The sequence below is a fragment of the Paraburkholderia sp. ZP32-5 genome (genome assembly GCF_021390495.1).
Classification (GTDB): domain Bacteria; phylum Pseudomonadota; class Gammaproteobacteria; order Burkholderiales; family Burkholderiaceae; genus Paraburkholderia.
Genome location: NZ_JAJEJP010000003.1, coordinates 1185927 through 1199921 on the forward strand (window position 1 = coordinate 1185927; position 13995 = coordinate 1199921).

16 protein-coding genes are annotated in these 13995 nt (G+C 63.3%); 9 read left to right on the top strand and 7 right to left on the bottom strand.

All coding sequences use genetic code 11. The annotated features are described in order from the left end of the window. Positions 1-208: 208 nt before the first annotated feature. Complete coding sequence (locus L0U82_RS37810) at positions 209-1093, bottom strand: GntR family transcriptional regulator (RefSeq protein ID WP_233838941.1); 885 nt, start codon at positions 1091-1093, stop codon at positions 209-211. A 120-nt stretch (positions 1094-1213) separates the two neighbouring features. Then, a complete protein-coding gene (locus L0U82_RS37815; protein WP_233838942.1) occupies positions 1214-2101 on the bottom strand; it encodes a LysR family transcriptional regulator in 888 nt (295 codons plus the stop codon). Positions 2102-2288: 187 nt separating this feature from the next. Between L0U82_RS37815 and L0U82_RS37820 the strand changes: the two genes are divergently transcribed. After that, positions 2289-3086, top strand: coding sequence for a glutaredoxin domain-containing protein (locus L0U82_RS37820; RefSeq protein ID WP_233838943.1), 798 nt, complete (start codon positions 2289-2291; stop codon positions 3084-3086). Positions 3087-3322: 236 nt separating this feature from the next. Beyond that, complete coding sequence (locus L0U82_RS37825; RefSeq protein ID WP_233838944.1) at positions 3323-4021, top strand: GntR family transcriptional regulator; 699 nt, start codon at positions 3323-3325, stop codon at positions 4019-4021. 40 nt (positions 4022-4061) lie between these two features. Here L0U82_RS37825 and L0U82_RS37830 read toward each other — a convergent pair whose 3' ends face one another. After that, complete coding sequence (locus L0U82_RS37830) at positions 4062-5027, bottom strand: LysR family transcriptional regulator (protein WP_233838945.1); 966 nt, start codon at positions 5025-5027, stop codon at positions 4062-4064. On the opposite strand from L0U82_RS37830, the gene L0U82_RS37835 reads away from it, so the two are divergent. The 6 genes from L0U82_RS37835 to L0U82_RS37860 all read left to right on the top strand — a co-directional run bounded on the left by L0U82_RS37835 (position 5026) and on the right by L0U82_RS37860 (position 9933). Next, positions 5026-5199 carry a hypothetical protein gene (locus L0U82_RS37835; protein ID WP_233838946.1) on the top strand — a complete coding sequence of 58 codons (174 nt, stop codon included), beginning with the start codon at positions 5026-5028 and terminating at the stop codon, positions 5197-5199. The two genes, L0U82_RS37830 and L0U82_RS37835, sit on opposite strands and share 2 nt — an antisense overlap. 15 nt (positions 5200-5214) lie before the next feature. Next, a complete protein-coding gene (locus L0U82_RS37840; protein ID WP_233838947.1) occupies positions 5215-6135 on the top strand; it encodes an ABC transporter substrate-binding protein in 921 nt (306 codons plus the stop codon). Between the two features lie 141 nt (positions 6136-6276). Next, the gene (locus L0U82_RS37845) at positions 6277-7179 is read left to right on the top strand and encodes an amino acid ABC transporter permease (protein ID WP_233838948.1); all 903 of its coding nucleotides are present in this window, start codon (positions 6277-6279) and stop codon (positions 7177-7179) included. A 41-nt stretch (positions 7180-7220) separates the two neighbouring features. Continuing rightward, the gene (locus L0U82_RS37850) at positions 7221-8015 is read left to right on the top strand and encodes an amino acid ABC transporter ATP-binding protein (RefSeq protein WP_233838949.1); all 795 of its coding nucleotides are present in this window, start codon (positions 7221-7223) and stop codon (positions 8013-8015) included. Then, on the top strand, positions 8012-9160 hold the full coding sequence (locus tag L0U82_RS37855; protein ID WP_233838950.1) for a pyridoxal phosphate-dependent aminotransferase: 1149 nt from the start codon (positions 8012-8014) through the stop codon (positions 9158-9160). Before L0U82_RS37850 ends, L0U82_RS37855 begins: the two co-directional genes overlap by 4 nt. A gap of 95 nt (positions 9161-9255) precedes the next feature. Next, positions 9256-9933 (top strand): RraA family protein, encoded by a 678-nt coding sequence (locus L0U82_RS37860; protein ID WP_233838951.1) that lies wholly within the window; start codon positions 9256-9258, stop codon positions 9931-9933. Between the two features lie 42 nt (positions 9934-9975). Here L0U82_RS37860 and L0U82_RS37865 read toward each other — a convergent pair whose 3' ends face one another. From L0U82_RS37865 to L0U82_RS37875, 3 genes are read right to left on the bottom strand one after another with little or no spacing between them, the layout of a single operon-like run. Next, the gene (locus tag L0U82_RS37865) at positions 9976-10407 is read right to left on the bottom strand and encodes a carboxymuconolactone decarboxylase family protein (RefSeq protein ID WP_233838952.1); all 432 of its coding nucleotides are present in this window, start codon (positions 10405-10407) and stop codon (positions 9976-9978) included. Then, a complete protein-coding gene (locus L0U82_RS37870) occupies positions 10404-11012 on the bottom strand; it encodes an FMN-dependent NADH-azoreductase (protein ID WP_233838953.1) in 609 nt (202 codons plus the stop codon). The genes L0U82_RS37865 and L0U82_RS37870 overlap by 4 nt, the downstream gene beginning before the upstream one ends. A gap of 3 nt (positions 11013-11015) precedes the next feature. Next, positions 11016-11456: a GNAT family N-acetyltransferase gene (locus L0U82_RS37875; RefSeq protein WP_233838954.1), complete on the bottom strand. Its 441-nt coding sequence runs from the start codon at positions 11454-11456 to the stop codon at positions 11016-11018. Positions 11457-11547: 91 nt separating this feature from the next. On the opposite strand from L0U82_RS37875, the gene pdxR reads away from it, so the two are divergent. After that, positions 11548-12993, top strand: coding sequence for a MocR-like pyridoxine biosynthesis transcription factor PdxR (gene pdxR / locus L0U82_RS37880; RefSeq protein WP_233838955.1), 1446 nt, complete (start codon positions 11548-11550; stop codon positions 12991-12993). Positions 12994-13012: 19 nt separating this feature from the next. Here the strand turns inward: pdxR and L0U82_RS37885 are convergent, their stop codons facing one another. Beyond that, positions 13013-13957 (bottom strand): LysR family transcriptional regulator, encoded by a 945-nt coding sequence (locus L0U82_RS37885; RefSeq protein ID WP_233838956.1) that lies wholly within the window; start codon positions 13955-13957, stop codon positions 13013-13015. Positions 13958-13995: the final 38 nt, after the last annotated feature.

Here is a 13995-nt window from a genome sequence, read left to right on the forward strand (position 1 = left end):
CATCCAGTAGTCACGGTCGAGCCGTTTTGTTGTGGTGTGGCCGCGGCACTTGCGCCGAGTCGGAAACAGCGCCGCGCGACGCGTTTCCGGTAACGAAACGCGTAAATTAATGTATGCGTTATTTGCGGCTAAGGAAAGGACAATCGCGTGCAGGTTAACCCGCTCGTCGGGAGGCGAAGGCGGGAAAGCAGGAAGACGAAACGTTGTTTCAGGCCTGCTGGATACCGAACTGCATCAGCACATTGGTTTGATCGCGCCAGCCGCGTTCGCGATGCGCGCGATACAGGCCGCTTGCGCTCGCCGCATCGCCGCGGCGGATCGCGGCGACGATCGCGAGGTGCTCCTCGATCGATTTGGCCGGCTGCGGGTGCGGCTTTACGCGCTGCGTCAGACGCCGCACGCGATGCACCTGGTCGCGGCAATTCATCACCAGTTGCATCAGACGCGTGTTGCCACCGAGCGCCACCAGCGTCTCGTGAAACTCTTCGTCGGCCTGCGCCCACGCCAGCATGTCGCCGCTCGCGAGCGCATCGGTCATGCGCGCGCAGGCGTCGTCGAGAGGCGCGAGGTCGGCGTCGCGGCGTGCGGCCACGAGGCCCGCCGCGGTCGATTCGAGGCTGATCAGTACGTCATAGATATGGCGAATATCGGAGATCGACACCGGCACGATCCGAATGCCGCGGCGCGGCACGATCCGCACGAGCCCTTCGCTTTGCAGCCGCACCGCGGCCTCGCGAATCGGCGTGCGGCTGCAACCGAGCATCAGCGCGAGTTCCTGTTCGAGCACCTGCGTGCCGGGTGCCAGTTCGCTTTCGATGATCTTGCGCCGCAGCTCGCGGTAGGCGGTGTCGGTCGAGCGGGTGCGGCGCGCGTCGGCGAGGTTGCGGGTGGTGGGGTTGTTGGTGGCGGTTGGCTCCGGTTCCGGCGTGGAAGGCCGGTGTGGCGCGATGGGCGCCTGCTTTGCGGCCTTCGGCGCTTTCGCGGCTTTAGGCGCGTTCGCCGTTTTCGCCGCACGCGCGGGTGCGCGGCTCGCGGTGCCGCTTGCTGGTCGTTTCGCGGGCCGGGCCGGCGGTGTCGCGCGCGACGCACACATGATGTTGTCCTCTTTCGAAGCGCATCGCCACGATGCGCAGTGTGCGGGCAATCTTAGCACCGCGCTCCCCCGTGCAATCGCTGCGAGTCGCGCATTGCTCATCCCGTGCTCACGCCATCCTCACACGCCAGCCAGATGCATAACCAGCGCGCGACACGCGACCGGCAACGCATCGAGCGAACGCACGCCGACCAGCAGATCGCGCGCGGCCCACGCGTCGGTCAGCGCGATGATCGCGAGCCCGTCGTTGCCCGCCCGTTGCCTCGCAACCGCTTCCGGCATCACGCCGAGCCCGAGACCGGCGGCGATCATCACGCACTGCGCGTCGTAGCCGGTGACCTGAATGCGGATGCGCACCGGCTGACCGTGCTCGTGCGCGGCGCGCGTCAACTGCTGGCTGATCGCGGTATCGGGCGGCAGCGCAACGAATTCATGTGCAAGCGTGTCGGCGAACGCAAGCGATCCAACCTCGGCGAGCGGATGATCCGGCGGCGCGACCAGCACCAGATTATCCTGATGATAAGGAAACGCCTGCACTGCATAGCCATGCGGCACCGCCGTAAAAATGCCGATATCGGCGGCATTGTCGACGAGCGCGCGGACCACCTGCGTACTCGGCTTCTCCTCAAGCTGGATACGAACCTGCGGATGGCTTGCCGCGAAACCGCGCAGCTCGCGCGGCAAAAACTGCACGATCGACGAGATGTTCGCGGCGACGCGCACGAGACCGCTGACGCCCTCGGTGTAATCGCGCATCTGCACCGCGATGTCATCGAGTTGATGCAGCGCGCGATGCGCGAGCGCCACCAGCCGACGCCCCGCGTCGGTGGGCGCCACGCCCTTGTTCGTGCGATGCAGCAAGCTGACGCCGAGCAGCGTTTCGATCTCGCTGATGCGCTTGCTGACCGCCGCAGCGGCGATGTGCTCGCGCCCGGCCGCGGCCGCGATCGTGCCGGTCTCGGCGACGGCGACGAAGAGTCGTAACGACAGAGGATCGAGCGAAGGCATGACGATGGTCGATGAAGTCGCGGACACCGCAGTGTAGCGAATCGCGCGTGCCGGAATGCACCGTCATCGTGTACCGCGATGGCAGCATGACGAAGCACTGCTTTTACGCGGCATGCAACGGGCGGATTATCGTTACGTAATCGCACCTGACGGCATCGAACGGAAAACGGAAAAGAGGGAGACAGCCATGAATACGCCAACGCAAAAAACTTCCAGCGCGACCACAGGCGCACGGATTCGCGTGTTCTGGCAGCCCGGCTGCTCGTCGTGTCTGCGCACGAAAGAGTTTCTGACCAAACACGGCATCGCGTACGAATCGATCGACGTGCACAACGATCCAGCAGGCCGTGACGCGCTCTACGAACTCGGTGTGCGCAGCGTGCCGGTCGTCGCGATCGGCAAGCGCTACACGTTCTGCCAGAGCATCAACGACGTGATCCGTTTTCTCGATCTGAAGACCGATCCGAACCCGCCGCTGCCGCCCGCCGAACTGGTCGGCAAGCTCGCTCACATCCTCGAGGCGAACGCGCGCTATACGCGTCAGTTCGGCGACGAGTACTTCCGCGTGACGTTCCGCAACCGCAACCGGACACCCGCCGGCCTCACGTTCCATGTCTTCCGCGTCGCCGAGATGGGGATCGAGGCCGCGCGGCAGATCGACCTGCGCTTCGAATCGTTCGATGACCAACCGCCCGCGGAGTGGACGAAAGAAGACATCGCGCGCTGGGGCGAAGGCGTGCGGCAGCGTTTGCTCGACTGGTGGGATAGCGAATCGGACCGCTCGCTGTCGTACGACGTGCCCACCTATTACGGGCGTCGCTCGATGCATGAAGTGATGGAGCGCACCGCGTGGCATGCGGCGCAGCACACACGCCAGGTCGCGTTGATGCTGGAGCGCGAGAACGTCGCCGCGGACCGCCCGCTGACGCCGGAAGACCTCGCCGGTTTGCCGGTGCCGGACGAGGTATGGGACGACAACAAGTAGCCCGCCGTAGTCCGCCATAGTTCACGAAACGCGGTCGAATCGGGTATCCACGGCACTTTTTCCTTTCCGGGCGCCGACATTAGCGTATGCGTTAATTCGCTCGGCGCCGCGCTCCCGTATAATCAGCCGAAGCCGTCGCACGTCGTGCGACGGCCCAGTCGGCGTGCCTTCGGCCCCCATGCGGCGTCGGCGTGGTCCGCCCTTTTCGACGCACGCAGGGTCAGCGCCCGCACAACATGGCTCACGCTTCGACTGCCGGCACGGCACCGCAACCGCCGCGCGAAACCTCGACCGACGCGGTCTACCAGCAGATTCGCGCGCGCATCCTGTCCAACGAATTCCGGCCGGGCATGCAGTTGCTCGAACAGGAACTGGTCGCGCTATTCGGCGTGAGCCGCACGCCGGTGCGCGAGGCATTGGTGCGTTTGCAAAAGGAAAATCTGCTGGTGATCGTGCCGCGGCACGGCATGCGCGTGCGCAGCGTATCGATCGCGGACATCGAGGAAGTGCAGCAGGTTCAGGCGAGCCTCGAAGCAACGGCCGCCGAAGCCGTCGCCCGCGCGGGCCTGAAGGCGAAAGACCTGAAACCGCTCGACAAAGCCTGCAACGACATGGAACGCGCGTTCGAGCGCGACGACCTCGCCACGTGGGCCGCGGCCGGCGACGCGTTCTACGCGCATCTGTTGACGCTCGCGGACAATCCGCGTCTGACGCAGATCGTCGGCGAATGCCGGGATCAGATGCGCCGCGTGCGCGACATGACGTTGCGGCTGATCGACTGGCCCGATGCGCAGACGGACGCTCTGCGCGCGATCACCACAGCCGCGCGCGCCAACGATCCGGTCGCGGCAGCCAGCGCCGCGCGTGCCCATCGCACGCGCATCGTGCAGTGGCAGATCGACGCGTTGCGGCGCCATCGAATTCTCGACATGTAGCGCTATGCCGGCCCACGTGATGCGCCGGCAAATTTACACGTCAAACTTGCAACACCAGCCGCGAAAAATCGCAGCACGTGTGGCATAGCCTCGCCACTTCGCCGAGAAAATCGACCTGCTGAGTCGGCAGATACATCGCCGCGTACTGGATCTTCGGCAATGCCGGCGTCGTGTTGGCCGAACGCAGCGCGCCGTGGTCGATCAGATGCGACAGACAGTCCTTCGGCAGAAAGCTGACGCCTAGCCCCGACACGGTCAGCCCGATCTGCGCGAGCAGATTGCTGCACACGACGGTTTTCGGCGTCTCGATGCCATGCGCACGGAACCACTGGCCGTAAGCGATGCCCATGCCGGAGTCCTTGCCCTGCACGATCAGCGTTTGCTGCGCGATCTCGGTCAGCGCGAACGTGCGTTTAGCCGGCATCACGCCCTCGGCGTACATCCATGCATTTCTGACCGTCCCCACCGGCAGCGTGAAAAAGCGTGGGTCATGGAACACGTCGGGCACGATGATCAGATCGATCGTGTGATCGGCGAGCCGTTCGTACAGCATGTGGCCGAGCCCCACTTCCGGCACGATCTCCAACTGCGGAAAACGCTCGCGCAAACGGTCCACCAGAATAGGCAGCCACGTGAGCGCGGTCAGTTCGGTCACGCCGAGCCGCAGCCTGCGGAACATCGCGTCCTTCGCGCCCAGTTGCACCAGCAGGCCGTCGCGCATGTTCAGCAGTTGCCGCGCCGACTGCAGGATCTCCTCGCCCTTCGGCGTCAGGACCGCGGCGCGCCGAGTGCGATCGAAGATCACCAGATCGAAGCGGCTTTCGAGTTCCTGGATGCGCTTCGAAATCGCCGATTGCGTGGTGCTGAGCCGCAACGCGGCCGCATCGAAACTGCCAAGCTCCGCAATCCAGTACAGCGCCTCGATCTGCTTTAGCGTAATCATCGCTCCCCCTCCCCGCTGCCGTATCGGCTCGCTGCCGCCCGATTCGACGGCAATCCGATACATGAAAAAAATCGATCCTATCAGAACTAAAAAATTCGCTTTTTTACATGAATTTGTACCGATAGGCTTTCACAAGATGCACGCCGATTTGCCAGCTGATTTGCCAAATGAAGGCCCCTCCAGAGGGAAAACCCCTAGATGTTTCGATCGTTTTGAAGCAACTTCTCCCGACTGAAAACAACAGGTAACCATGTTCAAGAAAAATGGATTCAAGGCAATTTCCGCGCTGTCGCTGATTTGCGCCGCGTCGCTGGGTTCGATCGGCCCGGCGCATGCCGAAACCAACGCCGACGGCTTCGTGCTCAATTCGAAAATCTCGAAGGCTGCGCTGAACCCGGCCGCTGTCGCCGCGCTGCCGAGCGACATCAAGGAAAAAGGCGTGCTGACCATCGGCGGCGAAACCACGCTGCCGCCTTACCTGTATCGCGAGAACGGCGGCATCACCGGTATCGAAGCGGATTTCATGCAGGCACTCGGCCAGGCGCTGGGGCTGCATATCAAGGTCATCAATACCGATTTCGGGTCGATGGTGATCGGCCTGACCTCGGGCCGCCTCGACGTCGCGATGTCCGACTTTTCGGACACGCCCGAGCGCGAAAAGCAGGTGACCTTCGTCGACTACACGAAGACCGGCCAGCAGTTGATCGTGGCCAAGGGCAATCCGAAGAAGATCCATTCGGTCGCGGATCTGTGCGGCACGATCGCCGGCGGCCCGGTCGGCAGCCTGTCACTCGCGATCGCGCAACGGCAGTCCGATGCCTGCACGCAGGCCGGTAAACCGGCGGTGACCGTGCAGGGCTATCCGTCGGCCAGCGCATCGGACCTCGCGCTGCGCACTGGTCGTATCGACGTGATGGGTATCGACTATGCGATCGCGGCCAATATCGTGAAGACCTCCGGCGACAAGGCCGAGCTGACCGGTGATCTGTTCGAATCCGGACTTCACGGCGCGGCCGTCAAGTCGAGCAACGCGCAGCTCGCCAAGGCGCTGCAACTCGCGTTCGAGGGCATCTCCAAACAGGGGATCGACAAACAGATCGTCGATTTCTATGGCGTGTCGCAAATGCGCGTCGACAGCCCGGCGATCAATGCAATGCAAGCGAAGAACTGACGCGAGTCGTCGAATCAACGCTACGGTGTGGCCAGTTGCGCGCGCCGTAGCGTCGGACACCGTCGGGCACCACTAGCAAGAGCAGTCCGGTCAACGCAATGGCGGTCGCGCCAAACGCTCTGGACGCGAAGGGACACTGCCATGGAAATGAATGACGCGCGCGGTCATGAACTGCGCATTGTTCGCAGCAAACATCCAGTCCAGCTCGCGATTGGATTCGTGGTACTGGTCTTTCTGCTGTCGTTTTTATTCCGCCTCGCCGACAACGAGAACATGCAGTGGCCAGTAATAGGCCATTACCTGTTCGATTCGCATGTGCTGTCCGGCGTGCGCGTAACGCTGGTGGTCACGATCGTCTGCCAGATACTGGCGATCATCATCGGCACCGTGATCGCGATCATGAGGCTGTCGAAAAGCCGCATCTTCGTGACCATCGCGAACGGCTATCTGTGGTTCTTCCGCGGCACGCCGCTGCTGGTTCAACTGATCTTCTGGTACAACCTCGCCGCGCTGTTTCCGGTGCTGTTTCTCGGCGTGCCCTTTACCGGCTTCGGCGTGATGCTGAAGACCAATGCGGTGATCTCGGGCTTCACCGCCGCCGTGGTCGGGTTCTCGCTGCACGACGGCGCCTATATGGCCGAAATCGTCCGCGCGGGGATCATGTCGGTCGACCCCGGCCAGCGGGAAGCCGCGATCACGACGGGTATGACCGAAAGCCAGGCGATGCGCCGGATCATCCTGCCGCAGGCGATGCGGGTCATCGTGCCGCCCACCGGCAACCAGGCCATCAATCTGCTGAAAGCAACCGCGCTGGTCGCGTTCATTTCCGGCGGCGATCTGCTGAGCAACGTGCAGGAAATCTACGCGGTCAATTACGCGGTGATGCCGCTGCTCGTCGTGGCCACGATCTGGTATCTGGTGCTCGTTACGGTCGCAACGATCGGCCAATACTATCTGGAACGCTCGATCGGCAAGGGCTATACCCGGAGCAGTAACAAGAAAACCGGCGCGGCGAAGATCAACGTGAATCTGGATGCGGCATGACAGATCCAGCGCTCGAGCGATATATGGAAAGGTTGAAGAACATGGCCGAATCTGAAGCGCCGGTTGTAGAGATCGTCAACGTCAAGAAGCGATTTGGCGACAAGGTCGTGCTCAACGGCATCGATCTCGACGTGATGAAGGGCGAGGTGGTGGCCATTCTCGGTCCTTCGGGGTCCGGCAAATCCACACTGCTACGTTGCGTGAATCACCTCGAAGAGGTGACGAGCGGGTCGATCAAGGTGTGCGGCAACTACATCGGCTATGAACGCCATGGCGACACGCTGAGGGAAATCTTCGGCAAGCGCCTCGCCAGACAGCGGCAGAAAGTCGGCATGGTGTTTCAGCACTTCAATCTGTACCCGCACAAGACCGCGCTGGAAAACGTGATCGAAGGTCCGCTGCACGTTCTCAAAACACCACGCGATCAAGCCATCAACCGCGGGCGCGAATTGCTGCGGCGGGTGGGACTAGCCGATCGCATGGATGCCTATCCGTCGGAATTGTCCGGTGGTCAGAAGCAGCGCGTCGCGATTGCTCGCACGCTGGCGATGGACCCGGAAGTGATCCTGTTCGATGAACCCACTTCCGCGCTCGATCCCGAACTGGTGAACGAAGTGCTGAACGTGATGAAAGAGGTTGCGTCGCTCGGCATCTCGATGCTGGTCGTTACCCACGAAATCGGCTTCGCCCGCGAAGTATGCAGCCGTGTCGTCTTCATGGCCGACGGCAACATCGTCGAACAGGGCCCCGCGCACGAGGTGATCGACAACCCCAAGGAACAGAGAACCCGTGAATTTCTCGGCGTGGTGCCGAGAAAAATGGAGAAAGTCAATTGAATCCGCCCTCCCCTTCGATTTCATCCGACGCGGTACTGCGCGTCAGAAGTCAGTCGCTGCGCAGCAAGAATCTGATCGCGGCCGCCACCGACAAAATTTCGCTAGCGATCGGCGAGCCGGACTTCGATACGCCGCAAGTGGTTATCGATGCGCAGATCCAGGCGATCAAATCGGGCTATACGCACTATTCGCCGCAGGAAGGCCGCGGCGAACTCGTCAACGCCATCCTGCAGGCGGCGGTCGGCGTAGCAGGCAACGGCTTTTCGTCGGAGAACATTCTCGTCACTCACGGCGGCTCGGCGGGCCTCACCGCGACCATCCTGGGGCTCATCAATCCCGGCGACGTGGTGCTGCTGGAAGACCCGACCTACTCGCTCTATCTGGACGGGATCAATCTGGCCGGCGGCAGTGTCAAGCGCTTTGCGAGGAATGAAGCCGGCGAACTCGACTTCAATGCGATCGACAACGATGCGAAGGGCGCCAAACTGATCGTGCTGTGCCACCCATCGAATCCGACCGGCGCGATCATCAGCCCGGCCGAATGGGCGTCGTTCGCGGACATCGTCAAACGCCATGGGCTGGTCATTCTGTGCGACGAAGCCTACGAAGGACTCACGTACGACAACGCGTTCGTGTCGGCGCTCGACGTACCTGGCCTGCGCGAGCACCTGATCGTCAGCCGCACATTCTCGAAGAAATACGCGATGACCGGCTGGCGGCTCGGCTACCTCGTCGGCGAATCGCAGTTGATTGCCTCCGCATCCACCGCGCACCGCACGTTCAACGGCTCGATCAACTCGGCCAATCAGTTCGCCGGCGCGACCGCACTGCTGAAAGCGGGCGACGATGCGGAGAAGATGCGGCGCGTGTTCCAGACGCGGCGTGACCTGATGGAATCGTGTCTGCGTGAAATTCCGAACATCCAGTTCCGACGCTCCGACGGCGCGTTCTATTTCTGGCTGCGGTATCCGGATCACCTCGGCACATCGCTCGACGTCGCCGCGAAGGCCGCGCAAGCGGGCGTGATGGTCAGACGCGGCGAAGAGTTCGGCAGCACCGGCAAGCACGCGCTGAGGCTGTCGTATGCGACCGACGAGCGTTCGATCAAGGAAGGTGTCGCGCGCCTCGCCCGTCTGCTGGCGTGATGGCCTGATTGCCGCGACTCATTTTGCTGCGACTCTCCTGCTGCGCTTCATTTCACGGCCCGGATCGTGCCGAGCCCTTTAGAGGAACACCCAACATGTCGATCGGATTCAAAATTTTCGAACGCCAACGCGCGGTCAGCGTGGAAGTGGCGAACCGCTTTGCCCGTGTGCCGGTGGCCTGCATCAGCGATGTGATGTCGCGCATGAGCGCAGGCGGCGCGCGCTTGCGTCCGATGCATGCCGGCGGCGTGCTGTGCGGCCCCGCATTCACGGTCAAGACGCGGCCCGGCGACAATCTGATGGTGCACAAGGCGCTGATGCTGGCCCAGCCCGGTGATGTGATCGTGGTCGATGCCGGCGGCGATCTGACCAACGCGATCATCGGCGAGCTGATGCTGTCGTACGCGATGAAGCGCGGCTTTGCCGGCATGATCATCAACGGCGCGATTCGCGATTCCGACTGGATCAGCAAGCACGACATGCCGGTCTATGCGGCCGGCGTGACCCACCGGGGCCCGTATAAGGACGGCCCCGGCGAGATCAACGTGCCGGTGGCTTTCGACGGCATGGTGGTCGAGCCCGGCGATCTGATCGTGGGCGACGCGGATGGCTTCACCTGCGTGCCCTACGACGAGGTCGAGACGGTCTACGCGATGGCCGCGAAGAAGAGCGCGAACGAGGTCGTGATCCTGGAGAACACACTGTCGGGAAAATTCGACGACAAGTCGTGGATCGACGACTCGCTCCGACGTCTCGGTTGCGAGGGCCTGTAGAAGTCCCTCGGCTCACATCAGCTTGGCTCGCCTCGCGCGAGCCTATTGCCGCAAACCGATCGCGAGCCGGTTGAACGCACTCATCAGTGCAATCGCAAAGCACAGGTCGGAAATTTCCGTCTCGCTGAAATGTGCTTTAAGCGGCTCGAAGTCTTCGTCCGGTGCGTGGGTATGACCCACGTCCACCAGCGACTCCGTCCAGGCCAACGCAACCCGCTCGCGCTCGGTAAAGCGCGAACTCGCATGCCAGCCGGCCACGCTATCGAGTTTGGCCGTCGGCATGCCGCCTTCACGCAACGACCTCGTATGCATCTCCAGGCAGAACGCGCAGCCGTTGATCTGCGAAATCCGCAGATAGACGAGCTCGATCAGCTCCTTGCCGAGGCTGCTTTTTTCCAATGCATGCTTGGTGGCGATAAAGCCTTGATAGGCTTCGGCGGACAACTTGCTATACGGCAAGCGAAGAGTACTCATGCGGATGCTCCGTTCGACGATAAAAGATTGAGAAAGGAATACACATTGCGCCGCGCGTCGGCCCACATGTGGTCCGGCGGTTCGCGCCCGGCCAGGTAGTTGAACTGCACGCTGCCGATACCGATCGTGTGCAGCACGTGACGCAGATAAGGCGTGAGGAAATCGGGTTGCCGCGCGTCATCGCCGGTGCAGGCGCCGCCCGAGCGCACCAGCACCAGCACGGGCTTGTCCTGCAGCAGCCCGACCTTGCCGTCCGGCGTGGAAACGAAGGTACGGCCGATACGCAGCACGTAATCGATCCACAGCTTCAGCGCGGCGGGCACCGTGAAGTTATGCATCGGCGTGTTGATCAGCACGCCATCGCTATGTTCGAGTTCGCCGATCAATTGTTCCGAACCGGCAAACGCGTTGTCGTTCGGCTGGCCGGGCGACGTGATCGCTCGCGCGTAGTGGGTCGAAATCGGTTCGAGCGTGGGTCCGGACAGGATCCTCGTCGTCACCCGCACACCCTTGGCTTCGAATTCGTCGAGGATCGGACGCAGCATTTGTGCGCCGGCGGAGCGCCCGGCGTGCGGGCTGCACTCCAGATAAAGCAGTCGTGCCATGGTTCATTCCACCTGCAATGCCTGGCCGAAGTGCAGCCCGCGGGCCAGCAGCCCCTGCCGGAAGTAGAAGCGCTGACCCAGCGCGTTCGCGAGCGCAGTGTCGAGCACCAGATACGCGCAGCCGAGGCTCTTCGCTTCGGCGCGCACCGCGTCGATCAGCTTGGCACCGAGGCCATGACGGCGCGCGTCGCTGCTCGCCACCAGATCATCGATATAAACGAAGCGCCCGTAAATCAGGTTTTCCGTCACACGGTATCCGGCGAGCGCCACGACCCGGCCGTCCTGCCGCGCGGCCAGCAAACGGTAGCCGTGGGCGGCTTGCCGGCGCACCTGCGCGACGAACGCCGCGGCATCGGTCAGGTGCGGCCGCAGTTCGCGCATCACATCGAAGCAGGCCAGATGCTGTTCGTCGCTGTCGACGTGTGTCAGTTCAAAGTGGCTCATCGAATCGGTCCTTGTTTCAGAACCGTCAATATAGAAAAATGATGCCCTATCCGACAGGTGCAAGAAATGAGCAATTGAATAGGACATCACGATGGACCTGACACTGCTGGAACTCGACCGGAAACTCGACCGAAACCGCGCCGAGCCGATCTACCTGCAGTTATACCGGCGCTACCGCGAGGCGATTGCCGCGGGCCGGCTGCAGCCGGGAGACCGCGTGCCTTCGGTGCGCAGCCTCGCCAGCGAACTCAATCTCGCGCGCGGCACCGTCGAGCTGGCCTATCAGATGCTGACCAGCGAGGGCTATCTGCTCGCGCGCGGTCCCGCCGGCACCGTGGTATCGCAGGGGCTCGAAAATCTGGGCGGAGCGCGGCCCAAAGCGGCGCGCAAACCGGCCGCCCTGACGCTATCGATGGCGCCGGGCATGTCGGCCACGCCTCATCCGCTGCAAATGGGCCTGCCGGCACTGGATGCGTTTCCGCACAAGAGCTGGGCGCGCCTCGCCGGCCGTGCCGCGCGTACGCTCGATACATCCGTGCTCGGCTACCCCGATCCGGCCGGCTACGAACCGCTACGCCGCGAGATCGCTACCTATCTCGGCATCTCGCGCGGCATCGCCTGTACGGCCGAACAGGTATTCGTCGCGTCGGGTTATCGCGGCGCGCTGCATCTGATCTGCCATGCGCTGCTTCGCCCCGGCGACGCCGGCTGGTTCGAGGAGCCCGGCTATCCGATCGCGCGGCGCTACCTCGAACACATGGGGATGCGTCTGAAGCCCGTCCCCGTCGACGACGAAGGACTGAACGTCGGCGCCGGCGTACGGCGCGCGCACGACGCGCGCTTCGCGGTGCTCACACCGACGCATCAGAGCCCGCTCGGTGTCGCGCTGTCGCTGCCGCGACGGCTGGAGCTGCTGCAATGGGCGAGCCGCGAGCAGGCGTGGATCGTCGAGGACGACTACGACAGCGAATTCCGCTACCACGGCCGACCGTTGCCGGCGCTGAAAAGCCTCGATCGCGACGGCCGCGTGCTTTACACCGGCACCTTCAGCAAGGTGCTGTTTCCGGGGCTGCGCCTCGCGTATCTGGTGGTGCCGGAGCGGGAGATCGAGCGCTTTCAGAGCATCGCGCAACAGCTGGCCGGCGCGTGTCCGATCCTGCAGCAGCGCACCGTCGCCGAATTCATCGCACAGGGGCACTTCGCGCGTCATCTGCGCAAGATGCGCGCGCTTTACGCGGCGCGGCGCGAATGCCTGGTCGACACGCTCACCGACATGTTCGGTTCGCGTCTGCACGTGCAGCCGCAGGCCGGTGGCATCCACGTCGCCGCCTATCTGAATGCCGGGCAGGACGACAAGCCGATCGCCGCCGCGGCGAGAGCACGAGGTCTCGCGATCGAGCCGCTGAGTAGCTGGTATATGACGAGAACATCGCGCAGCGGACTGCTGATGGGCTTCACCAATGTCGTCGATGCGCGGCATGCACAGAGGCTCGCGAGCACGTTGAAACAGGCATTCGATGATGTAGCGGGCGGCTGAATGCGTTAAACGCGCGCTTCTACTTCTTCTGCGCGGATTTCGCCTTGCGCGCCTGCGTCACGCCATCGGCGAACAACTCGATCACGATGCCACGCAGCCAGCGATTCCCTTCGTCCTGATGGACCCGTTCATGCCACAGCAGATGAATCGGCGCGCCCGGCAAAGCCATCGGCAACGCGTGAACGCTGAGCGAGAACGGCCCGACTAGTTGCAATGCAAGGTGCTCCGGCACGATCGCTATCAGATCGGTGCGTTGCAGGATATAGCCCACGCTCATGAAGTGCGGCACGGTGAGCCGCACCTGGCGCCGCACACCACGCCGTTTCAGCGCTTCCTCCACCTGACCGTGCCCGGTGCCGGCCGACACCACCACCAGATGCTCGGCTTCGCGCCAGCCGGCCAGCGTGAGCGGTGCGCCTTCGAGCGGATGCCCGCGTCTGAACACGCACACATAGCGCTGATCGAACAGACGGCGCTGGTAGAAGCCGCCCTTCAGTTGCGGCAGCAAACCGATCGCCAGATCGACGCGGCCATTGGCCATCTCGCTGCTCAGATCGACGCCGGTGTTGCGCACGGTATTGAGTGCGACACCCGGCGCTTCGCGCGCGAGCCGTTCGAGCAGCGCGGGCAGAAACACCACTTCGCCGATATCCGTCATACCGATCGTGATCGTGCGCGTTGCGCGCAGCGGATCGAAGCCGGTCAGCGGATTCAGCGCGCTGTGCAGCGTCGCGAGTGCCTGCGCGACCGGCTCCGCGAGACGCAGCGCAAACGGCGTCGGCACCACGCCGCCCGGCCCGCGCACGAACAGCGGATCGCCCAGCCGGCGGCGCAGCTTCGCGAGCGCGTTGCTGACGCCGGGCTGGCTCATGTTCATCTGCTCGGCCACGCTCGCGACGCGCCGCTCCTGCATCAGGCGGTGAAAAAGCAGCAGCAGATTCAGATCGATATCGCCCAGTTCCATGGCTTGGCCTTCCGAGGATCATTCCGCTCAGTGATGAA

Bases quoted from the DNA above. Each gene is read 5' to 3' on its own strand.
- L0U82_RS37815 (WP_233838942.1), bottom strand. From the start codon at position 2,101: ATGCCTTCGCTCGATCCTCTGTCGTTACGACTCTTCGTCGCCGTCGCC.
- L0U82_RS37835 (WP_233838946.1), top strand. From the start codon at position 5,026: ATGAAAAAAATCGATCCTATCAGAACTAAAAAATTCGCTTTTTTACAT.
- L0U82_RS37885 (WP_233838956.1), bottom strand. From the start codon at position 13,957: ATGGAACTGGGCGATATCGATCTGAATCTGCTGCTGCTTTTTCACCGC.
- L0U82_RS37875 (WP_233838954.1), bottom strand. From the start codon at position 11,456: ATGAGCCACTTTGAACTGACACACGTCGACAGCGACGAACAGCATCTG.
- L0U82_RS37850 (WP_233838949.1), top strand. From the start codon at position 7,221: ATGGCCGAATCTGAAGCGCCGGTTGTAGAGATCGTCAACGTCAAGAAG.
- L0U82_RS37810 (WP_233838941.1), bottom strand. From the start codon at position 1,093: ATGTGTGCGTCGCGCGCGACACCGCCGGCCCGGCCCGCGAAACGACCA.
- L0U82_RS37840 (WP_233838947.1), top strand. From the start codon at position 5,215: ATGTTCAAGAAAAATGGATTCAAGGCAATTTCCGCGCTGTCGCTGATT.
- L0U82_RS37845 (WP_233838948.1), top strand. From the start codon at position 6,277: ATGGAAATGAATGACGCGCGCGGTCATGAACTGCGCATTGTTCGCAGC.
- L0U82_RS37830 (WP_233838945.1), bottom strand. From the start codon at position 5,027: ATGTATCGGATTGCCGTCGAATCGGGCGGCAGCGAGCCGATACGGCAG.
- L0U82_RS37870 (WP_233838953.1), bottom strand. From the start codon at position 11,012: ATGGCACGACTGCTTTATCTGGAGTGCAGCCCGCACGCCGGGCGCTCC.
- L0U82_RS37860 (WP_233838951.1), top strand. From the start codon at position 9,256: ATGTCGATCGGATTCAAAATTTTCGAACGCCAACGCGCGGTCAGCGTG.
- pdxR (WP_233838955.1), top strand. From the start codon at position 11,548: ATGGACCTGACACTGCTGGAACTCGACCGGAAACTCGACCGAAACCGC.
- L0U82_RS37865 (WP_233838952.1), bottom strand. From the start codon at position 10,407: ATGAGTACTCTTCGCTTGCCGTATAGCAAGTTGTCCGCCGAAGCCTAT.
- L0U82_RS37825 (WP_233838944.1), top strand. From the start codon at position 3,323: ATGGCTCACGCTTCGACTGCCGGCACGGCACCGCAACCGCCGCGCGAA.
- L0U82_RS37820 (WP_233838943.1), top strand. From the start codon at position 2,289: ATGAATACGCCAACGCAAAAAACTTCCAGCGCGACCACAGGCGCACGG.